At 72.8% G+C, this 20,226-nt stretch carries 17 protein-coding genes; 5 read left to right on the plus strand and 12 right to left on the minus strand.

What is annotated here, in order from left to right; genetic code table 11:
* Positions 1-77: 77 nt before the first annotated feature.
* From ACFYZA_RS01015 to ACFYZA_RS01030, 4 genes are all read right to left on the minus strand, one after another.
* The gene (locus ACFYZA_RS01015; RefSeq protein WP_388486053.1) at positions 78-2,948 is read right to left on the minus strand and encodes an NHLP bacteriocin export ABC transporter permease/ATPase subunit; all 2,871 of its coding nucleotides are present in this window, start codon (positions 2,946-2,948) and stop codon (positions 78-80) included.
* A gap of 1 nt (position 2,949) precedes the next feature.
* The gene (locus ACFYZA_RS01020) at positions 2,950-5,226 is read right to left on the minus strand and encodes an NHLP family bacteriocin export ABC transporter peptidase/permease/ATPase subunit (protein WP_388486055.1); all 2,277 of its coding nucleotides are present in this window, start codon (positions 5,224-5,226) and stop codon (positions 2,950-2,952) included.
* Positions 5,223-6,029: an HlyD family efflux transporter periplasmic adaptor subunit gene (locus tag ACFYZA_RS01025; protein WP_388486057.1), complete on the minus strand. Its 807-nt coding sequence runs from the start codon at positions 6,027-6,029 to the stop codon at positions 5,223-5,225. The genes ACFYZA_RS01020 and ACFYZA_RS01025 overlap by 4 nt, the downstream gene beginning before the upstream one ends.
* Before the next feature lie 93 nt (positions 6,030-6,122).
* Positions 6,123-6,350: a type A2 lantipeptide gene (locus tag ACFYZA_RS01030; RefSeq protein ID WP_382587934.1), complete on the minus strand. Its 228-nt coding sequence runs from the start codon at positions 6,348-6,350 to the stop codon at positions 6,123-6,125.
* Between the two features lie 469 nt (positions 6,351-6,819).
* Here ACFYZA_RS01030 and ACFYZA_RS01035 point away from each other — a divergent pair, with 469 nt between their 5' ends.
* A complete protein-coding gene (locus ACFYZA_RS01035) occupies positions 6,820-7,293 on the plus strand; it encodes a luciferase family protein (protein WP_382587877.1) in 474 nt (157 codons plus the stop codon).
* A 75-nt stretch (positions 7,294-7,368) separates the two neighbouring features.
* On the opposite strand, the gene ACFYZA_RS01040 is transcribed toward ACFYZA_RS01035, so the two are convergent.
* The 3 genes from ACFYZA_RS01040 to ACFYZA_RS01050 form a co-directional block, all read right to left on the minus strand.
* Positions 7,369-8,421, minus strand: a complete 1,053-nt coding sequence (locus tag ACFYZA_RS01040) for a chitinase (protein WP_382587874.1) — start codon at positions 8,419-8,421, stop codon at positions 7,369-7,371.
* A 194-nt stretch (positions 8,422-8,615) separates the two neighbouring features.
* Entirely contained in the window at positions 8,616-9,326 is a 711-nt protein-coding gene (locus ACFYZA_RS01045; protein WP_382587872.1) for an HAD family hydrolase, read from the minus strand.
* 40 nt (positions 9,327-9,366) lie between these two features.
* Complete coding sequence (locus ACFYZA_RS01050) at positions 9,367-9,843, minus strand: Lrp/AsnC family transcriptional regulator (RefSeq protein ID WP_382587870.1); 477 nt, start codon at positions 9,841-9,843, stop codon at positions 9,367-9,369.
* Between the two features lie 227 nt (positions 9,844-10,070).
* Here ACFYZA_RS01050 and ACFYZA_RS01055 point away from each other — a divergent pair, with 227 nt between their 5' ends.
* Positions 10,071-11,576, plus strand: coding sequence for an FUSC family protein (locus ACFYZA_RS01055; RefSeq protein WP_388487940.1), 1,506 nt, complete (start codon positions 10,071-10,073; stop codon positions 11,574-11,576).
* 91 nt (positions 11,577-11,667) lie between these two features.
* On the plus strand, positions 11,668-12,741 hold the full coding sequence (locus ACFYZA_RS01060; protein ID WP_388486060.1) for a lactonase family protein: 1,074 nt from the start codon (positions 11,668-11,670) through the stop codon (positions 12,739-12,741).
* A 67-nt stretch (positions 12,742-12,808) separates the two neighbouring features.
* Here ACFYZA_RS01060 and ACFYZA_RS01065 read toward each other — a convergent pair whose 3' ends face one another.
* The 5 genes from ACFYZA_RS01065 to ACFYZA_RS01085 form a co-directional block, all read right to left on the minus strand.
* Positions 12,809-13,738, minus strand: a complete 930-nt coding sequence (locus tag ACFYZA_RS01065; RefSeq protein ID WP_382587865.1) for a sirohydrochlorin chelatase — start codon at positions 13,736-13,738, stop codon at positions 12,809-12,811.
* 95 nt (positions 13,739-13,833) lie between these two features.
* The gene (locus ACFYZA_RS01070; RefSeq protein ID WP_388486062.1) at positions 13,834-14,862 is read right to left on the minus strand and encodes an N-acetylglucosamine kinase; all 1,029 of its coding nucleotides are present in this window, start codon (positions 14,860-14,862) and stop codon (positions 13,834-13,836) included.
* A complete protein-coding gene (locus ACFYZA_RS01075) occupies positions 14,859-15,536 on the minus strand; it encodes a uracil-DNA glycosylase (protein ID WP_382587861.1) in 678 nt (225 codons plus the stop codon). Before ACFYZA_RS01075 ends, ACFYZA_RS01070 begins: the two co-directional genes overlap by 4 nt.
* Before the next feature lie 44 nt (positions 15,537-15,580).
* Entirely contained in the window at positions 15,581-16,669 is a 1,089-nt protein-coding gene (locus tag ACFYZA_RS01080) for a WD40/YVTN/BNR-like repeat-containing protein (protein WP_388486064.1), read from the minus strand.
* 88 nt (positions 16,670-16,757) lie between these two features.
* Positions 16,758-17,378 carry a TetR/AcrR family transcriptional regulator gene (locus tag ACFYZA_RS01085; RefSeq protein ID WP_382587857.1) on the minus strand — a complete coding sequence of 207 codons (621 nt, stop codon included), beginning with the start codon at positions 17,376-17,378 and terminating at the stop codon, positions 16,758-16,760.
* A 119-nt stretch (positions 17,379-17,497) separates the two neighbouring features.
* On the opposite strand from ACFYZA_RS01085, the gene ACFYZA_RS01090 reads away from it, so the two are divergent.
* Together ACFYZA_RS01090 and ACFYZA_RS01095 are read left to right on the plus strand one after the other, a co-directional pair.
* Complete coding sequence (locus ACFYZA_RS01090; protein ID WP_382587855.1) at positions 17,498-18,322, plus strand: class II aldolase/adducin family protein; 825 nt, start codon at positions 17,498-17,500, stop codon at positions 18,320-18,322.
* Positions 18,323-18,332: 10 nt separating this feature from the next.
* On the plus strand, positions 18,333-20,219 hold the full coding sequence (locus ACFYZA_RS01095) for a neutral/alkaline non-lysosomal ceramidase N-terminal domain-containing protein (RefSeq protein WP_388486066.1): 1,887 nt from the start codon (positions 18,333-18,335) through the stop codon (positions 20,217-20,219).
* Positions 20,220-20,226: the final 7 nt, after the last annotated feature.

Here is a 20,226-nt window from a genome sequence, read left to right on the forward strand (position 1 = left end):
CCGGGGTGAGCGCGAAGGGGTGGCGGTGAGCGGCGCCCGGCCCGGTCGGCGGCCGCGTGGGCCGCCGCGCGCAGCGTTCAGCGCAGCTGCCGGCGGACCAGTTCGCGCAAGCGCCCGTTGGGGTCGGCGAGGAGCTCTGCGGGCGGGCCCTCCTGGACCACACGGCCCCCGGACATGACGATCACCCGGTCCGCGTCCAGGACGGTGGAGAGCCGGTGGGCGATCACGACCCGGGTGGCCGCGAGGCCCCGGGTGCTCTCGATCACGATGCGCTGGGTCTCGTTGTCGAGGGCGCTGGTGGCCTCGTCGAAGAAGAGCACGCGCGGGCGCCGGACCAGCGCCTGGGCGATCATCAGGCGCTGACGCTGACCGCCCGAGATGGCTCCGCCCCCGGAGATCATGGTGTGCAGGCCCATCGGCATCCGCTTGATGTCCTCGGCCAGACCCGCCATCGCGGCGGCCTCCCACGCCTCCTCCTGGCTGAACACCTCCGCCCCGCAGATGCAGTCCAGGATCGACCCGGAGAGCGGCTGGGCGTTCTGCAACACCACCCCGCACTGGCGGCGCACGGCCGCCCGGTCCAGTGCCGACAGGTCCTGCCCGTCGTAGCGGACGCTGCCCGAGACCGGGTCGTCGAAGCCGATGAGCAGCCGCAGCAGGGTCGACTTGCCGCAGCCGCTCGGCCCGACGATCGCCACGAACTCACCCGGCGCCACCTTCAGGGACACGTCGTCCAGGACGAGCGGTCCGTCGTCGCCGTAGCGGAACGACAGGCCCCGCGCCTCGATCTCCCCGGAGAGCGCACCCGGCTGGATGCTCGCCCCGCGCACCTCGGGAGCCTCGTCGAGTACCGGCTCGATCTGCTCGAACAGGGGCAGCACCGCGGCCGCCGAGATGAACGCCCCGGTCAGCTGGGTGACCGCGGTGAGCAGCATCGTCACAGCCGTGTTGAAGGTCAGGAAGGCGCTCGCCGAAAGGGAGTCGCGGGCGGGCCCGGCGAGCAGGACGAACAGCAGCAGCGAACACAGCGGCAGATAGACGGAGTTGACGACCGTCGTCAGGTTCTTGATCCGGCCCGCCCGCTGCTGGAGCTCCCGGCTGCGCGCGAACTCCCCGGCCCACGCCCCGTACGCGAAGCTCTCCGCCCCGGCGACCCGCAGCTTGGGCAGCCCGCGCAGGGTCTGGAACGCCTGGTTGTTGAGCTTGTTGCCCAGTGCGATCAGACGGCGCTGCCAGCGCAGCTCCCACATCCCGAGCGCGAGGAACACGGCGGCGATGACGGTCAGGAGGGCGATCGCGACCAGGGCGAGCGGCACGCTGAAGCACAGGAGCAGAGCGAGGTTCATCGCCCCGACCGTGCCGGACTGCACGGCCACGGGCCCGATCCCGGACAGGACCCGCCGGATCGCGCTCACGCCCATCGCGGCGCTCGCCAGCTCACCGGTGGAGCGCTCGGCGAAAAACTTGGTCGGCAGCCTCAACAGCCGGTCCCACACGGCGGGTTGCAGGGTGCTCTCGATCCGCCCCTCCATGCGGAGCACGGTGAGGTTCTGGAGCAGAGTGAACGCGGCCGACACGACCCCGGTGACGACGACGGCCAGCGAGACCTGCACGATGAGGCCGTTCTGCGCCCGTGGCACGTACACCCCGAGCACCTGCCCGGTGGCGATCGGCACGAGAGCGCCGAGCGCCACCGTCACCAGACCGGCGAGCAGCAGCCGGCGTACGTCGGGGCGCGTGCCGCGCAGGCTGAAGCGGAGCAGCCCCCACCGGCCGAGCGGACGGTCCGGCAGCGGCCGGTAGAGCATCACGGCCCGCCGCTCGAACTCCTCGGCGTTGCCCGCGTCCACGCGGGTGCGCCGCCCGGACACCGGGTGCACCGCCTCGTACCCGCCGCGCCGCCACAGCAGGGCGACCGGGGTGCCGCTGGCCCGGTGGCCGACGAGCGGCCCGGAGTCCTCGCGCCACCAGCGGCCGTCGAGCCGTACCGGCCGGGTCCGGATCCGCGAGGCCACGGCGACCCGCTCGACCGGGTCGATCCGGTCGCTGACCGCGCCGCCCAGGGCCGGATCCGCGAGCGTGATCCCGGCCGCGTCCGCGACCAGGCGGCAGGCCGCGTACGTCGTGTCGTCGGACGCCACCGCACGCGAAGTCCCCTTGCGGGGGCGGCCGATGGAGGTGAGCAGCGCCCGGTCGGCCTCCTCGCGGACCGCCTCGCCCGCCTTGATCCCGGCCGCCGCGCGGTCCTCGTGGGCCCGCTCCACCCGCTCGATCCAGCGGTCGAGCGCGGAGAGCAGCCGGTACTGCTGGTTGACCATGCCCTGCCACAGGGCGCCGTCGACGAGGAGATCGCCGGCCGCCTCCGCACTGAAGGCCGCCCCGTACCGCACACTGCCGGGCGCCACCGGAAGCCACAGGATGTCGTCGTCGGCCACCGACTCCTCCGGCGCGGTACGGCCGTCCAACGGGGCCTCGAACAGGACCCGTTGGCCCCGCCCGACGCCGAGCGAGAAGGCGTGCTCCAGGAGGCTGAGGGCCGTGTCGCCGGTGTCGTACCGGCTCGGATACCCGCCGCCGTACCCGCCCGGATACCCGTCTTCGTATCCGCCGGATTCCGGCTGCCGGTACAGCTCGCGCAGCGGGATGCGGCGCAGCACGCACTCCCGCAGGGGGCGGCCGACCAGGGTGTGCTGCGGGCCCTCGACGGGGCCGAGCAGCAGGGTGCCCGGTTCGAGCCGGCCGAGGAAGTGCCAGTGGCCCTGCTCCGCCGCGTCCACCGCGAACAGGTCGAGGGCGCCGGAGACCACCAGCCACAGCACCTGCGGCCCTTCGAGCGAGAAGGCGCGCAGTCCGGCGCAGTCGATGGGCCGGCCCAGGCCGCCGAGCGCGCCGACGACGGCGTCCTGCCCGTCGGTGCCGGTCGGCGCGAGATGAGGTACGGAGCTCACGTCAGTGCTCCCTCACGAGCTGGGCGTACGGTCCCGCCGCCGCGACGAGCTCCTCGTGCCGGCCCCGCTCCACGACCGTGCCGTGGTCGAGCACCACGATCTCGTCGCTGTCGCGGACCGTGCTCAGCCGGTGCGCGATCACGACGCACGCGCAGCCGCGCCGGCGCAGGTTGTCGATGATGACGTGCTCGGTCTCCGCGTCCAGGGCGCTGGTGACCTCGTCGAGGACCAGGATGCTGGGGCGCCGCACCAGCGCCCGCGCGATTTCCAGGCGCTGGCGCTGGCCGCCGGAGAAGTTCCGCCCGTCCTGCTCGACCCGGCTGTGGATCCCGCCGGGCCGCCGCGCGACGACCTCGTACAGGGCCGCGTCCTTGAGCGCGGAAACCACGGCGTCGTCCGGGAGCGAGGGGTCCCACAGAGCGATGTTGTCCCGCACCGTGCCCTCGAAGAGGAAGACGTCCTGGTCGACGAAGGAAACAGAGGCGGCGAGCGCCCCGCGCGGGATGTCCTCCAGGCGCTGCCCGTCGATGCGGATGGTGCCCTCCCAGGGCGCGTACAGACCCGAGATCAGCCTGGACACCGTCGACTTGCCGCTGCCCGAACCGCCGACCAGAGCCACCTGCTGACCCGGCCCGACGGTCAGCGAGAACCCGCTGAGCAGAGGCTTGTCGAGCGGGCTGTAGCCGAAGGTGATGTCGTCGAGCGTCACATGACCCTTGAGGCGACGGGTACTCGCGGGCGGCTCGGGGCGGCTGTGCAGCGCGTCCACGGGGAAGTTCTCGACGTCCTTGAGCCGGGCGACGTCGGCGGCGAAGTCCTGGATCCGCCCGGCCACCCCGTTCAGCCGGGTGACCGGCGCGGTGAAGCGCGTCACCAGCGCCTGGAACGCGACCAGCAGACCGATCGAGAGGTGTCCCTCCACCGCCCGCAGGCCCCCGATCCACAGGATCAGCGCACTGTTGAGCGTGGCGAGCGCGGGAGCCACCACCCCGAGCCAGGCGCTCGGCACCCCGAGGCGCTGCTGCACCTCCAGGGTGGTGGCGTGCTGGCCCGCCCAGCGCCGGAAGTACCCGTTCTCGCCGCCGGTGGCCTTCATCGTCTCGATCAACTGGAGCCCGGTGTAAGCGGTGTTGGTGAGCCGCGCGTTGTCGGCCCGCAGCTTCTGCGTGCCGGTGGCCCGCAGCCGTACGACGATGCGCATCGCGACGACGTTGAGCAGCGCGATGCCCACCCCGATGACGGTGAGCTGGGGATCGTAGGTCCACAGCAGGACCGCGTAGAGCAGCACGACGACGCCGTCCACGGCCGCCGCCGTCAGGTCGCGGGCCAGGGTCTCGGCCACCGCGTCGTTGGACTGCAGCCGCTGCACGAGGTCGGCGGGGCTGCGCTGCGCGAAGAAGGTGACCGGCAGCCTCAGCAGATGCCGGAAGAAGCGGGCGCTGCTGAGCGTGGACGAGATGATCCGTCCGCGCAGCAGGTTCGTCTGCTGGAGCCAGGTCAGGACCACGGTGAGCGCGACCATGAGGCCCATCGCCGAGAACAGCGTTCCCAGCAACGATCTCTGATGGCCTATCAGGAACAGGTCGATGTACGTACGGCTCAGGGCGGGCAGCGTCGCGCCCACGGCCACCAGGAGGAGGCTGGCGAGCAGCGAGGCCAGCATCGTGCCCGTGGTGCCGCGCAGCCGGGCGGGCAGCGCGCCGAGGATGCCGGGCCTGCGGCCGCCGGGGCGGAAGTCCGGGCCGGGCTCCAGGACCAGGACGACCCCGGTGAAGCTGGTGTCGAAGTCCTCCGACGCGACGAACCGGCGGCCCTTGTCCGGGTCGTTGATGTGCACGCCCCGCCGCCCCAGGCGGCGGCCCATGCCGTCGTACACGACGTAGTGGTTGAACTCCCAGAACAGGATGGCGGGCGCCTGGACGTCGGCGAGGGCGGCCGGCTCCATCTGCATGCCCTTGGCCGTGAGGCCGTAACTACGCGCCGCTTTGAGGACGTTGCTGGCCCGCGACCCGTCGCGCGAGACGCCGCACGCGATGCGCAGCTCTTCGAGCGGGACGTGGCGGCCGTGGTGGGCGAGCACCATGGCGAGGGACGCGGCCCCGCACTCCAGGGCCTCCATCTGGAGGACCGTGGGGCTGCGCACCGCCCTCGTGGGCCGGGCCTTCGGCGCCTGCCGGGCCCGTGAACGGCGGCCGCCACCGGGCGAGTTCGCGGGGCGCCGCCGGCCGTGGCCGGGCGGCAGCTGCGGGGTGGGGGGCGAGGCGTGGGACGCGGTCACGGGAGCAGCCAATCGATGGGGCGCCGGTCGGCCAGATGGACGGTGCCGGTGGCCGGGGTCATGGAGTCGACCGCGTACGGCGGGCCGTCGGCCGACGACCAGCGGTAGCCGGACTTCGTGCCGGGCGTCCGGTCCAGCCGGACCGCGACCGCCACCGGCCTGCCGTCCCGCGCGAACTGCCCGGCGAGCTGCCCGTCGCCCAGGAACGCGGCGATCTGCTGCGGGGTCTGCGCCGCCCGGCCGACCGCGGCCACCGTGCCGCGCAGCACCCCGTACCGCTCGGCCGGCACGGACTGCACGGTGAGGTCGACCGGGGCGCCGACGGGAACGCTCGCCGCGCTGTCACCGGGCACGTACAGCATGACCATCAGGGGGTCGTCACTGCCGCCCGTCCGCTCGACGCTCGCCACGTTCGAGCCGGTGGCGACGACGGCGCCGATGGTGGCGGCGAGGCTGGTGAGGCGGCCCGCCGCGATCACGCGGACCGTCCGGTCACCCTGAGGGGTGCGGACCTTGAGGAGCGGCGCGTCGGCCGGCAGCGTCTGGCCCTCCTTGGCGAACACTCCGGTGACCTGGCCCGCGACCGGGCTCTGCAGCACGTAACTGCCCTGCGCGTGCGTGAGGATGCCGGGTGCGTCGATCGTGGAGGAAACAGAGCCCGTGACGGCCCAGAAAGCGGCGGCCGCCATCACCACGACGGTGACAAAGAGAACGAGCCGCCCCTGCGGGCGCGCGAAACGCACCGGCAGGTCGAGTTCCTCCGGTGACTGCAGTTTGGAAAGGGCTTGCTGACGGAACTGCACGCGACTCTTTCCTTACCCGCGAAACTTCCGCAAAGCGTGAATCATTCGCAAGGGGCCCCGGAACCGAGGGGTTCCGGGGCCCCTTGCGCGATCTCAGAGACCGGCGACGAGACCGGTGGCCAGGCCCGTGACGGCGCCCGTGTTCACACCGGTGACCGAACCGACCAGGCCGGTGGCCGAGTTGACGATGCCCGAGACCGGCAGGATGGAGTCGGCGGTGCCGGTCACGTTGCCGAGAGCGGTGCCCACGAGGCCGCCGGACACGTTGTCCAGGTCGGCGTCGGAGATCTCGAGGGTCTCAACCTGGGGAGCGTTGTTCATGGTGAGTATGCCTTTCATGGGGACATTTCCTATCGGGAACTCCTTGCCGGGGCTCCCGCAGTGGCCAGGATCAAAACACGCCGACGGCATGGACAGCCAATCGAACGGGGGATGGACAGGGCTTTCCATCGGCCTTGAATTGCCGTCGCGTGCAGACCTGTTCATGATTCCGGGTCATTTTCTTCACGAGCTTCACGGGATGAATTCCGGATGCTCCGAGATCGCTTCTCCCAAGTGGGACACTCCCGCACCAATGAGCTTCGGCCGCGCGGCCGCCGAAGCGTGGCCCGGGCCCCCGTGACGGGTCCGCGCACGCGATGTGCAGATTCTCGGAAGGTGCCCTTCCGCTTGTCTGTGAGGCACGGCGCCCGTGGCGTACGCGAGCCGTCCGGCGCGGATCGGCCACGCGGCACATCTCATGGGTGGACGGGGGTGGTCCTGCCGGTGAAGTGTGCGCGAGGATGGCGTCATGACCGCGGCTCATCGCGCCATGGATCAGTTGGAGTCATGGCCGAACCTGGTAAGTGGCCCGCCCCGGTGCGCCGTCGGGCGGGCGCTCTTCACCGCGGAGTGCGAAGTGGTGCACTTCCACTCCGGTTTCGCGGCGGACCTGCACCTCACGCACCCGGCGATAGAGCGGCTGCGCCCCGAGCTCCGGCACAGCACCGCCATACGTCTGAAGCCCGGCTCGGCGTGGGTGACGGTACTGCTCGACTGCGACGCGGATGTGGATCTGCTGCTCACGCTGGTCAGCGTGGCGCTGAAGGCGCATACGGGCAGGGCCCCGAACGCCCTTGCCCCGCCGTGCACTTGGTACCGCCCCACCGGTCCACTGCGGCGCGTGGCCGAGTCGCCGGTGCTCGTCCTTGAGCCGAGGGGTGTGATCCCCGCCGCGCGCAGGGCGGTCGGCCGCTTCCTGCCCCACGGGCCGCGTCCGGTCTGAGCGGTCGGCCGCCACGGAGCGCGAGCCCCGCCCGGTGTGGCTGGGCGGGGCTCAGCTGCCGGCCGTGTCGGGCCGTCAACGCCCTTGGAGCGCCTTGACGTTGTTGCCGAACGTCCAGTTCTTGGAGCCGTCCCAGTTGAGGGACCAGGTCATCAGGCCCTTGAGCCCGCCCCCGTAGGTGTTCCACGCCTGCGCTACCTGACTGGTCGTCATATAGCCGCCGCCCGCGCCCGGCTGGGCGGGCAGACCCGGAACCTGCTTGTCGTAGGGGACCTTGATGGTGGTGCCCTGGACGACGAGGCCCTTGTTGAGGCAGGTGGTCTGCGCCGTGAACCCGGCGACCGTGCCGGCCTCGTAGGAGTCGCCGGAGCACCCGTACATGCTGCCGTTGTAGTACTGCATGTTCAGCCACCACAGGCGGCCGTTGTCCGCGTACTTCTTCACGATCGGCAGATACGCGCCCCAGATCGAGCCGTACGTCACGCTGCCCCCGGTGACGTACGCCGTCTCCGGGGCCATCGTCAGGCCGAAGCCCGCGGGCATCTGGGCGAGGACGCCGTCGATGATGCGGATCAGGTTGGCCTGCGAGGCCGACAGCGTGTTGATGTTCCCGCTGCCCACCAGGCCGGTCTCGATGTCGATGTCGATGCCGTCGAAGTTGTACTGCTTGAGGATCGGCACGATGGACGCCACGAACCGGTCGGCCACCGCGCTGGAGCTGAGGTCGATACCGGCGGCGGCTCCGCCGATCGACATCAGGATGGTCTGGCCCGACGCCTTCGCCTGGCACATCTCGGCGGGGGTGGGGACCTTCACCGTCGCGTCCATGCCGTCCTGCCACAGCACGGTGCCGTCCGAACGGATCACCGGGAACGCCGCGTTGATGACGTTGTAGCCGTGAGCGCCGATGCGCGCGTCGGTGATCGGGATCCAGCCCAGCGGCGGATGCACGCCGTTGGCCGCACCGTCCCAGTTCTCCCAGTACCCCTGGAGCACCTTGCCCGAGGGTCTCGACTTCACCGCGCAGGTGTCGGCCTGGGGCGCACTCGGCGCCGCGGCCACCGGGGCCTGTGTGGCGAGCGCCAGGACGAGCCCGGCTCCCAGCAGACGTAACGTACGACCGATCATGCTGTGCTCCTTGCCTCCGGGAGCGGGCGCGACGAGGCCGCGCCGCTCCTGGACCGTGGGGGGACCTGAGGAGGTGCGAGGGGGTGGCGCCCCACACCGTAGATTGGTCCAGACCTTCCGTCAATCGTGCCGGAGGCACCAGGTCATGGCCCCGTGGCTCCCTCAGGTCCCGCACGCACGGCGGGAGTTGGGCCTCAGGCGGGACGTGCCGGGTCGGCGGCCAGGTCCCCCGTCATCCACGCGTACGCCCGCTCGGCGCTGAACTCCCGCTGCCCGCCCGGGAACAGCAGTCCCGCCGTGGCGAACGCCGGGTCGCCGGCGCTCGCCGGCAGGTAGGGCACGGCGACGCAGCGCATTCCGGCGGCGTGCGCGGCCGCCGCTCCGGGCGGGGCGTCCTCCAGGACCAGGCAGTTCGCGGGCGCGGCCCCGAGACGGCGGGCGGCCTCCAGGAAGACGTCGGGCTCGGGCTTGCCGTGCTCGACCTCCTCGGCCGACACCACCAGGTCCATGTAGGGGGCGAGGCCGGTGCCGGCGAGGACCGCGTCGATCGCCGACCGCGAGGAGCCCGAGGCCACCGCCATCCGTACGCCCTCGGCGCGCAGCCGCTCCACGAACGCGCGCATCTCGGGGAAGACCTCGGTCGAGGTGCGGGCCAGCTCCAGATAGGCCGCGTTCTTCGCCGCCAGCATCTCCTCGATCGACCCGGTCAGCGTGTGCTGCCGGTCCAGGAGCTCCAGCGTCTCGCGGGTGCCGATGCCGATGAAGCGGGCGTGCTGCTCCCAGCTGAAATCCGGCAGGCCGTACCGCGCGAGCACCTGACGCGCGGCTTCGTAATAGTTCGGCTCGCTGTCCACGAGAGTGCCGTCGAGATCGAAGATGACCGAAGTGATACGTGATGTGCTCATGTGTCCCAGCATGCCAAGGGCCGGCGGCGTTCTCCGCCGCTCACTTCGCGCAGGCGCGGCCCACCGACTCCACGAGCGGCAGCAGCCGGTGCGCCACGCGCTCGCGCAGCGCCACCTCGGTCCGGGTGCGCACGACGCCCGGGAGCTGGATGAGCCGCTGGATGACGTCTTCCAGATGCGCGTTGTCCCGGGCCGCGACCCGCGTCAGGAGATCGCCGCCACCGGTGATCGAGAACGCCTCGATGATCTCGGGAACCTCCGCGAGGGCGTCGCCCACCTCGACCAGGTGCCCCTGGGTCACCTCGATGTGGACGAAGGCCAGCACCGGGTGACCGAGGGCGGCGGGGGAGAGCGTGGGGCCGGTGCCGGTGATCACCCCGTCCCGCTCCATCCGGTCGAGCCGGGCCTGGAGCGTGCCGCGCGCGATCCCGAGGACGCGCGCGTACTCGCGGATGCTGGTGCGCGGCTGCTCGATGAGCAGACGCAGGATCCGGGTGTCGAGTGTGTCCACCGTCATGTCCCGTTGGCTCCCTTCTGGTCCTGTCGTCGAACTCCGAACTGTACCAATGGCTCAGTGAAGCGATGCTCGGTTGAGCCAGTGTCCCTCCGGGTGTTTTCCTCTGGTGGTAGATGGCGCCGCGCAGCGCGCGGGACGGCGACGAAGCCGGTCCGGGCCCCGCGGCGCCTTTGTCATGCCTGAGGCCGATTGCACGTAAAGGGGGCGCGGCGACCGCCGTGAAGAGGATGTTTGTGGCTCCGGACCCGGGGCTTCTGCGACTGCGGGTGTCCCTGCGAGCCGTGCTCGGCGTGGGCCTGTCGGTGACCGCCGCCGAACTCTGCGGGCTCTCCCTCGCCGCGTCGATCACCGCCGGCCTCGCCGCGCTGCTCGCGCTGTTCACCGTCGGCGACCCCACGGTCCGCGCCCAGGCCACCACCACCGCGCTGCTGCCCGTCGTCGGCTTCCCGGTGCTCGCCCTCGCGGCCTCGCTGCACGCCACCCCGCTGCCGCGCGACGCCGCCTGGCTCGTGGTGATCTTCGCCGGGGTGTACGCCCGGCGCTGGGGCCCGCGCGGCCACGCGCTCGGCATCTTCGCGTTCATGATGTTCTTCGCCACCCAGTTCCTGCATGCGGTCACCTCCCAGCTGCCCGAGCTGTACGCGGCCATCGGCCTCGCGATCGCGGCCTCGGCGACGGTCAGGTTCGGCCTGTGGTGCATCGAGCGCCACATCGCACAGCCCGCGGCCCCGGCCCCGCTCGCCGGGCGCGGCTTCGCCCGCCACACCACCCGGCAGGCCTTCCAGGCGACCGTGGCCTGCGGCTTCGCGCTCGGCGTGGGCCAGGTGCTCTCCGAGGACCGCTGGTACTGGGCCGTCGGCGCCGCCTGGTGGATCTTCGTCAACACCGCCTCGCGCGGCGAGACCCTGGTGCGCGGATTCCGCCGGGTCCTCGGCACGGTCGTCGGCATCCTGGCCGGACTGCTCATCGCGATCCCGCTGCACGGGGCGCCGGCGCCCACCGCCGCGCTGGTCGCCGTGTGCGTCTTCGGCATCTTCTACACGGCCGCGCCCAGCTACAGCTGGATGATGTTCTTCGTCACCGTCATGGCCGGGCTGCTCTACGGACTGCTCGGCGTGCTGCACCCCGGACTGCTCGTGCTCCGCGTCCAGGAGACGGCGGTGGGCGCCCTCGGCGCGGTCATCGGCGTCGCCCTGGTGCTGCCGGTCACCACGCACACCGCCACCGACGCGTGGATCCAGCGGGCCCTGCACTGCGTGCGCCGGTGCACCGCGGCCGCCGCCCACCGGCTCGCCGGGGACGAGAGCGCCGACCCGGCACCCCGCGCCGCCGAACTGGAACTCCTGCTCGGCCGGGTGCGCCTCTCGCTCGCCCCGCTCGTCCACCCGCTCAGCCCGCTGCGCGCCCGCAGGGCGCGGGCCCACCAGGTCCTGGTCCTGCTCGACGAGTGCGCCCGCGAGGTACGGGGCCTGGCCGCGGTGGCCGCCGACCCGGCCGCCTCCCACGACGCCCGCCTCACCGCGGCCTGCCAGCGCGTGGAGGCGGCGGTGGCGGCCCTGGTCTCGCCGGAGCCCGACCACAAGACCTGGTCCACTCTCGCCTCGCTGCCGGCCCCGCACCACCACCCCGGCGCCGAGGCCGCCCTCACGCACCTGCACGGCCTGGAGCGCGCCCTCGGCGAGCTCGCCGCCCCGCTGCGGTCCGCGCCGCGCGCTCCGCTCGCCGCCGCCTGACCGCGGGCGCCGGGCCCATCTCGCCCCAGTTGGTCTAGACCCCCTGCTACGGTCGGCCCAGCACAGCGGTGCGCAGGGGCGGCCCCGGCTCATGGGGCCTTCGGCGGAGAGGGGTAGCACGGTGAGCAGGGACAGGGCCGCGCGGGCGTTCATCGGGTCGTTCACCACGGCGGGCGGGCACGGGGTGACCGCGGTCGCCGTGGACGGGGAGACCGGGGCGCTCACCGTCCTCGGATCTTCTGCCGCCGTCGCCAACCCGTCGTATCTCGCCGCCTCCGAGGACGGCGCCGTCCTCTACGCCGTGGGGGAGAGCGCCGACGGGACGGCCGCCGCCTTCGACATCGGGGGAGACGAGCCCCGGCTGCTCGGCGAACCCGTACCCGTGGGCGGTGCGGGCCCGACGCATCTGGCCCTGGCCGCCGGACACCTGGTCACCGCCAACTACAACTCCGGCAGCGTCACCGCGCTGCCCCTGCGCCCCGACGGCGGCCTGGGCCCTGCCACGTCCGTCCTGGCCCACCACGGGTCGGGACCCCACCTCGAACGGCAGCGCGAGCCGCACGCGCACCAAGTGCTCGCGGACCCCGGCGGACGCTGGGTCGTCAGCGTCGACCTCGGCACCGACTCCGTCCGCGTCTATGAACTCGCCCCGGAAACCGGCGAGTTGAGCCCGCACACCGAGACCGCTCTGCGGCCCGGCAGCGGCCCGCGCCACCTCGCCTTCCACCCCGGGGGCCGGTACGCGTACGTCCTCAACGAACTGGCGCCGACGCTGACCGTGTGCCGCTGGGACGCCGAGGGCGGCCGGCTCGAACCCCTCGACGAGGTACCCGTCGTCGAAGACGGCGTGAACGTGGACACGTTCCCCTCGGAGGTCGTCGTCGCGCCCGACGGGCGCTTCGTATGGGCGGCCAACCGGGGCCACGACTCGATCGCCGTGCTCGCGCTGGACGCGAGCGGCGAGAAGGCCCGGCTCGTCACCACCGTGGACTGCGGCGGACACTGGCCGCGCGACCTCACCCTGGACCCCGCCGGACGCCGCCTGTACGCCTCCAACGAGCGCTCCGGCGACGTGACCTGGTTCGACATCGACCCCGCCACCGGCATCCCCGCACGGGCGGGTTCCCTCGAAGCCCCGGCCGCCTCCTGCCTGGTCTTCGCCTGACGGCGGCCCGGACGCGACGGGGCCCGCACCGGACGTCCGGTGCGGGCCCCGCCCTTCGTACGTACGGTCAGTGCACCGGCGATCCCTGCGGCTGCGCGGTGATGCCCAGCGCGGCGGCGTACTTCGACAGGACCAGCTTGCCGATCGCCGGGTAGGCGCCGAGCGCCTCGGCGACCGCGCACTCGGCTTCCTTGGCGGCGGCGTCGAGCAGCCCGTCGGCCACCTCCGGGCCGATCAGGTACGGGGCGACGGCGAGCTGCGCCGAACCCGAGCCGCGCAGCTGTGCGGCCATCGCCGCGATCGCGCCCTCCTGGTCGAGCGCCGCGGCCATCACCGGCACGGCGAGCCGCGCGGCCAGCAGCATGCCGGTGATCCCGGCGGCCTGTACGGCCTCCTCGCCGCCGACCGTCGCCAGGATGATCCCGTCGGCGGCGGTCGCGACCGTGAACAGCCGGGCCCGGTCGGCACGGGCCAGACCTGCCTCGGAGAGCCGCACGTGCAGGCCCTCGGCGAGCAGCGGGTGCGGACCGAGCACGTCGGTCAGCTCGGCGGCGGCACGGCTGTCCGCGACGGCCTGCCGTATCCGGCGGATCAGGGCACTGTCGGGACCCGCGAGCAGCGGGACCACCACGGCGACCGGGCCCTCGGGCTCGGCGGCCTCGCGCCCCGCCGCGCGCGCCTGCTCGACGCGCGCGCCGCGCTCGGCGGCGGTGTGGGCGAGGACGGCGTCGAGCGTGGGGTACTCGGCGGACTCGGCTTCGGTGCTGTCCAGGTAGCCGATGCGGGCGTGCAGGCCGGGCAGCTCGGAGCGGGCGATGCTGATGACTTCTTCGGCCAGGCTGCGCACAGCGGGGCCGGGAACGCCGGGAACGGCGAGAACGAGCGCGGGCGCGCCCTCCGGAGCAACCACCGGTTCCGGGCGGCGGTGCCGGCCGGACTGGCGGGGTCGCGGCATTCGTACGGGCAGGCCGGATGCTGGCCCAGTGGGGGTGCTCATGGCGTCGCATGCTACTGGTTTTGCGTGGGCGGCTGTTCGGGGAGGGGACAGCTGAGCGGTATCTGCCCCGATTTTCCCGGAGAGTGGCATAAAGATCAACTGTCCTGATCTGTCTTGGCACTCACTCGGTCGTGATCCGTCACGCCGTTTGCGATCCACAACATGCGCGGATCGCGCGGCAGTCGCAGCTCCCCGCCCGCGAGGGCCGCCGCGACGAGCAGCGAACCGTCCAGCGGATCCCCGGCCGCCTCGACCGTCCGGGCGTGCGGCAGCCGCCGCTCGAACTCCGCGCGCAGCGGTACGAGAAGAGGCTCGCCGAGCTTGAACAGGCCTCCGGTGAGCGCCACTTGGGGCGGCTCGCCGATGCCCGGCGGGCAGACGGCGGCGGCGGATTCGGCTATGTGCCGGGCCGCGTCCCCGAGGATGCCCGCGGCCACCGGATCGGCCGCGGCGCAGCCCGCGACCTCGGGCGCGAACGAGGCGAGCACGGCGGGCCGGTCGTCGCGCGGATACAGCAGCCCCGGCAGCTCGCCGGGGGCGCCGAACACCGCCTTCAGACGGGCGAGCAGGGCCGGCGAGCCGCCCGGCCGCCCGTCGTGCTCGCGCAGGGCCGCATCGAGACCGGCCCGGCCGATCCAGGCGCCGCCCCCGGCGTCGCCCAGCAGATGCCCCCACCCGTCGGCCCGCCGCCAGGTGCCGAGGTCCGTGCCGAGCGCGATCATCCCGGTCCCGGCCGCGACCACCGCCCCGGCCCGCTGGCCGAGCGCCCCCGCGTACGCGGTGACGGCGTCGGCGGCCAGCGCGAGGCTTCGGGCGCCGAGGTGACGGGCCAGGGCGCTAGGCAGTTCGGCCCGCAACGCGTCCCCGAGCGTGGCCATCCCGGCCGCGCCGACCGCGACCGCCGCGATCTCGTCCGCTCCGGTACGCAGCCTCAACTCCTGCGCCGCCGCGAGCAGTTGATCAAGGAGGTGCCCCGCGTCGATGCCGGCGGGGCCGGTCCGTACCGGTTCCTTCGAGGCGATCGTCTCGGCCCGGGAGCCCGGCTCGGTCCGGCGCAGCGCGAACCGCACGCCGGACCCTCCCGAGTCGACCCCGAGCACCCAGGGCGCCCCGTGGTCCGTCACGGCAGCCGCCAGTCGACCGGCTCGGCACCCTGGCGCTGGAGAAGTTCGTTCGTACGGCTGAAGGGGCGCGAGCCGAAGAAGCCCCGGTCCGCCGACATGGGGGAGGGGTGCGCGGACTCGATCGCCGGGAGGTCCCCGAGCAGCGGGCGCAGATTGCGGGCGTCCCTGCCCCACAGCACCGACACCAGCGGGGTGCCCCGCGCCACCAGCGCCCGGATGGCCTGGTCGGTGACCTCTTCCCAGCCCTTGCCCCGATGGGCCGCGGGCTTGCGGGGCGCCGTCGTCAGCGCCCTGTTGAGCAGCAGCACCCCCTGCCGGGTCCACGGCGTCAGATCACCGTTGGACGGTCTCGGCAGTCCCAGGTCGGAGTCGAGCTCGCGGAAGATGTTCTCCAGGCTGCCCGGCAGCGGCCGCACCTCGGGCGCCACCGAGAACGACAGGCCGACGGCGTGACCCGGCGTCGGATACGGGTCCTGGCCGACGATCAGTACCCGCACCTCGTGGAACGGCTGCTGAAAAGCCCTTAGTACATGGGCTCCTGACGGCAGGTAAGTGCGCCCCGCCGCGATCTCCTCACGGAGGAAGCCGCCCATCGCGGCGACCCTTCCGGCCACGGGTTCCAGTGCGTCCGCCCAGCCGGGCTCGACGATCTCTTTCAACGGTCGTGCTGCCACGCCGTCACTCTACTGGCGCAGCCCCCCGCGCCCTGCCGTCCCGGTCAACCGATCACCGCCGCCCGCACACACAGCACGTCCGGCAGATGCGAGGCGAGCAGCCGCCAGCTGTCGCCGTCGTCGGCGCTCGCGTAGACCTCGCCGTTGCGGTTGCCGAAGTAGACGCCCGCCGGGTCGGCGTCGTCCGTGCACAGCGCGTCGCGCAGCACCGTGCCGTAGTGGGCCTCCCGTGGCAGGCCCGCCGAGAGCGGCTCCCAGTTCTCGCCCGCGTCCTCGGTGCGGAAGACACGGCACCTGTTGTCCGCCGGGACCCGGTCGGAGTCGGCGGTGATCGGGAAGACATAGGCGGTACCGCCCCGGCGCGGATGGGTGGCGGCCGCGAAGCCGAACGTGGAGGGCAGCCCCGCGCCGATGTCCGTCCACCGCTCCCCGGCGTTGTCGCTGCGGTAGACGCCCCAGTGGTTCTGCAGATAGAGGCGGTCCGGGTCGGCCGGATCCTGGGCGATCTTGTGGACGCACTGGCCGAATTCGGGGTCCGGGTCCGGCAGGAAGACCGCCGAGACCCCCTTGTTGGCGGGCGCCCAGCTCTCTCCGCCGTCCCGGGTGCGGAACACCCCCGCCGTGGAGACGGCGACCGTCAGAACCCGGGCGTCGCGCGGATCGGTGACGATGGTGTGCAGGCCTTCGCCCCCGCCGCCGGGCACCCATCGCGAGCGCGTCGGGTGCTCCCACAGGGGGCGCACGAGCGTGAAGCTCTCGCCGCCGTCCTCGGAACGGAACAGCGCGGCCGGCTCCGTCCCCGCGTACACCACGCCCGGCGCCTCGGGCCCCGCCGGACGCAGCTGCCACACCCGCTCAAGCGACGTGCCCGTGAACTCGGGGAACTTCACGGCCGGTTGCTTCGGCTCGGTCCAGCTGCGGCCGAGGTCGTCGGAGTGGAACACCGACGGTCCCCAGTGTGTGCTGTCCCCGCCGACCAGGAGCCGGGGCGAGGGGCCGTGCCGGGTGTCGACGGCCACGGAGTACACCGCCTGGGCGTTGAAGTGGGGCCCTTCGAAGTCCCAGGTGCTGCCGCGTCTGCGGCCGAGAAAGAGCCCCTTGCGCGTACCTGCGGTGAGCAGTACCTCGGTCATGCCGGTCCCTCCAAAACGCCGTTGTTCCGGATGTGGCCAGTGTGCACCCGGCCACTGACAACGGGCCTCATCGGAAGGAAACAGCAGATCAGAGTGCTTGTGGCAGGGGTTCGGTCACGGCCTCGACGAGGAACGGCAGGAAGCGCTCGGCCAGCGCGCCGGGCGCCAGGACGTCCGGCTCCACATAGCTCTGCCCGAGCGCGCCCTCACGCAGCGCGACCACGGCCCGTACGAGTTCCGCCAGATCCCCGCGCGGGCGCAGACCGGCCCTCGTCAGCAGGGCGCCGAGCAGGGCCGCCGCCTCCTCGCGCAGCCGCGCGTCGTGGTCGGCGAGCCGGGCGGCCGCCCCGGGATTGCGGATCGCGTAGAGGGTGAACTCGGTGGTCACCAGGAACCAGGTGCGCTCGTCGGGCCCGATGTGCGCGAGCAGTGCGGCGATCCGTGCCACCGACAGGTCACGGTCGTCGGTTTCCGCGGCGAGCCGGGCGATCCGCTCCAGCTCGCGCGCCGCGTGCGCGTCGAACAGCGCGAAGAACAGCTCCTCCTTGGAGGAGAAGTTGGAGTAGAAGGCGCCCCGCGTGTAGCCCGCGCGCCGGCACACGTCCTCGATCCTGGCCGCCCCGAACCCCGACTCCGCGAACACCTCGAGCGCGGCGTCGAGCAGCCGGGCCAGCGTCTGCGGCCGCCGCTTGGTCGTTCCCTTGGGCACTTCCCGCTCCCGGACTCTTGACAGCACCCGCGCCCTCGGAAAGCATCCAGGCGCGTATCGGATACGCGAATGTATCCGATGGTGGCCCCCAGCGACCGGCGACTCCAGGAGGAACGCTCATGACCGACGACGTCACGGCCCCGGCCCCCGCCGAGGTGATCGCGGGCGCGGCGGGCCCGCTGCCCGAAGGAGTGACCGTCCCGACGCCGCCCGTCTTCGACGGCGTCGAGGACGAACGGCGCTACCGCAAGGAACAACTGGCCGCCGGATTCCGGCTGTTCGGCCGCTTCGGCTTCTCCGAGGGCGTGGCCGGACACATCACCGTCCGCGACCCGGAGCACCCCGACCGGTTCTGGGTGAACCCGTTCGGCATGGCCTTCAGCCGGATCAAGGCGTCCGACCTGATCCTGGTCGACCACGAGGGCAACCTGCTGCACGGCAGCCGCCCGGTGAACCGCGCCGCGTTCGTCATCCACGCCGCCGTGCACCAGGCGCGCCCCGACGCGCTGGCCGCCGCCCACTCGCACTCCCTGCACGGCAAGGCGTTCTCCTCGCTCGGCATCCCCCTCGACCCGATCACCCAGGACGCCTGCGCCTTCTTCGAGGACCACGGGCTCTACAGCGACTACCGGGGCGTGGTCAGCGACGCCGAGGAGGGCAAGCGCATCGCGGCGGCGCTCGGCGCGTACAAGGCGGTGATCCTGCAGAACCACGGGCTGCTGACCGTCGGCCACTCGGTCGCCGAGGCGGTGTGGTGGTTCATCACCATGGAACGCTCCTGCCAGGCCCAGCTCCTCGCCATGGCCGCCGGCACCCCCCGGCACATCGACCGCGAGACCGCCCTGCACACCCGCGGCCAGCTCGGCGGCCACTTCGCGGGCTGGTTCCAGGCCCAGCCGCTCTACGAGCAGATCGCCGACTCCGACCCCGACCACGTCAACTAGCCTGCCCCGTATGGGAATCGCGGCCGGACGCGGCATCGCCGACATCACCGGGGAGACCGCCGAGTGCGGCCTGCTCGGCTACGGCAAGGCGGACCAGCAGAGCGCGGGTCTGCACACCCGTCAGCGGGCCCGCGCCTTCGCGTTCGAGGAGGGCCGGGTGCGGCTCCTCCTGGTCGTGTGCGAACTGCCCCTGATGTCGGACGCCGTCGTACGCGAGGTGCTGCGGCGGCTGCCCGAGGGCTACGGCGCCGCCAATGTGATGCTCACCGCCACCCACACCCACTGCGGACCCGGCGGCTACTTCCACCACCGGCTCTACAACAGCAACACCGGCGGCTTCCGCGAGCAGACCTTCCGTGCGATCACCGACGGCATCACCGAGGCCGCCCTCGCGGCGATCGCCGACCTCGCCCCCGCCCAACTGCGCCTGGCGCAAGGTGAGCTGAGGAACGCCAGTACCAACCGCTCGCGTCCCGCCTTCGACCGCAACCCGGCCGCCGACCGCGCCCACTTCCCGGACGCCATCGACCCGGCGACCACCCTGCTCGCCGTGGAGCGCGACGGCCGGCTGCACGCCGCCCTCAACTGGTTCGCCACCCACAACACCAGCATGACCAACCGCAACCGTCTGGTGAGCGCCGACAACAAGGGCTACGCGGCCCTGCACTGGGAGCGAACCGTCGCGGGCGTCGACCATCTCGCCGATGCGGAACCGGAGTTGGTGAGCGCCTTCGCACAGACCAACGCGGGCGACATGTCACCGAACCTGGGACTCGCACCGGGCCGCGGCCCGGGAGGCGACGAGTTCGAGAACACCCGGATCATCGGCCTGCGCCAGTACGAGGCCGCGGCCGCGCTCACCGGAGGCCGGACGATCCGCGGCGGGCTCGACTTCCGCGCCACCCACCTCCACCTCTCCGCCGTCGACGTACGCCCCGCGTTCACCGGCGACGGGCGCGCCCACCGCACCTCCCCGCCCGTCGGCGGGGCCGCCGCCTTCGCCGGAGCCCGGGTCGACGGCCCCGGCTTCAAAGGCTTCCGGCCGGGCGCCAACCCGCTGTGGGACGCGGTCTCGCGGCGGCTCGTCTACCCCTTCGCGCCCGCGCTGCGCGACGCCCAGTACCCCAAGGCGCTCGCCCTCCCGGCGGGCCCGCTCAACCGCCTCGTGCCGGTGATCCAGGAGCGCGCCCCCGTCCAACTCCTGCGCATCGGACCGCTGTTCCTCATCGGCGTACCCGGCGAGGTCACCATCGTCGCCGGGCTGCGGCTGCGGCGCACGGTCGCGGCGATCGTCGGCGCCGAGCTGTCCGACGTCCTGGTCGCCGGGTACAGCAACGGCTACATCCACTACGTGACCACGCCCGAGGAGTACGACGCCCAGGAGTACGAGGGCGGAAGCACCCTGTTCGGCCGCTGGGAGCTGCCCGCGCTCTGCCAGGCCGCGGCCGGCCTCGCCGCCGCGATGCGCGACGGAGTCCCGGCCGAGCCGGGTGTCCCCGAGCCCACGGCGGCGGTGCGTGCGAGGCGCCGCCGTGCCGAAGCCGACGCGCCGCACCCGGGCAGGCGGTTCGGTGACGTCCTCGACTTCTCGCTGATCGGCCGCCGCGCCACCGCCTCCTTCGTGGCCGCCCACCCCTCCAACAACCTGCGCAGGGGCGGAAGTTACCTGTCCGTGGAGCGCCTCGGCGGCGACGGGACGTGGGTGCGGGTCGCGGACGACGGCGACTGGTCGACGCTGTTCCGCTGGGCGCGTTCCGGCGCCGCGACCTCGATCGCCACCGTCACCTGGAACATTCCCGAGGGCGCCGCGCCGGGGACGTACCGCATCGCCTACCACGGCGACAGCACGCCGAAGGGCCCGTTCACCGGGGTGAGCGGGCCCTTCGAAGTGCGCTGAACGGCAG

Source organism: Streptomyces sp. NPDC001828 (genome assembly GCF_042892175.1).
In the GTDB taxonomy this organism is placed as follows: Bacteria; Actinomycetota; Actinomycetes; order Streptomycetales; family Streptomycetaceae; genus Streptomyces.

What these genes read in the sequence shown, in the direction of transcription:
- ACFYZA_RS01030 (WP_382587934.1), bottom strand. Translation starts at nt 6,350, where the DNA reads ATGAACAACGCTCCCCAGGTTGAGACCCTCGAGATCTCCGACGCCGAC.
- ACFYZA_RS01035 (WP_382587877.1), top strand. Translation starts at nt 6,820, where the DNA reads ATGACCGCGGCTCATCGCGCCATGGATCAGTTGGAGTCATGGCCGAAC.
- ACFYZA_RS01040 (WP_382587874.1), bottom strand. Translation starts at nt 8,421, where the DNA reads ATGATCGGTCGTACGTTACGTCTGCTGGGAGCCGGGCTCGTCCTGGCG.
- ACFYZA_RS01045 (WP_382587872.1), bottom strand. Translation starts at nt 9,326, where the DNA reads ATGAGCACATCACGTATCACTTCGGTCATCTTCGATCTCGACGGCACT.
- ACFYZA_RS01050 (WP_382587870.1), bottom strand. Translation starts at nt 9,843, where the DNA reads ATGACGGTGGACACACTCGACACCCGGATCCTGCGTCTGCTCATCGAG.
- ACFYZA_RS01055 (WP_388487940.1), top strand. Translation starts at nt 10,071, where the DNA reads ATGTTTGTGGCTCCGGACCCGGGGCTTCTGCGACTGCGGGTGTCCCTG.
- ACFYZA_RS01060 (WP_388486060.1), top strand. Translation starts at nt 11,668, where the DNA reads ATGGGGCCTTCGGCGGAGAGGGGTAGCACGGTGAGCAGGGACAGGGCC.
- ACFYZA_RS01065 (WP_382587865.1), bottom strand. Translation starts at nt 13,738, where the DNA reads ATGAGCACCCCCACTGGGCCAGCATCCGGCCTGCCCGTACGAATGCCG.
- ACFYZA_RS01080 (WP_388486064.1), bottom strand. Translation starts at nt 16,669, where the DNA reads ATGACCGAGGTACTGCTCACCGCAGGTACGCGCAAGGGGCTCTTTCTC.
- ACFYZA_RS01090 (WP_382587855.1), top strand. Translation starts at nt 17,498, where the DNA reads ATGACCGACGACGTCACGGCCCCGGCCCCCGCCGAGGTGATCGCGGGC.
- ACFYZA_RS01095 (WP_388486066.1), top strand. Translation starts at nt 18,333, where the DNA reads ATGGGAATCGCGGCCGGACGCGGCATCGCCGACATCACCGGGGAGACC.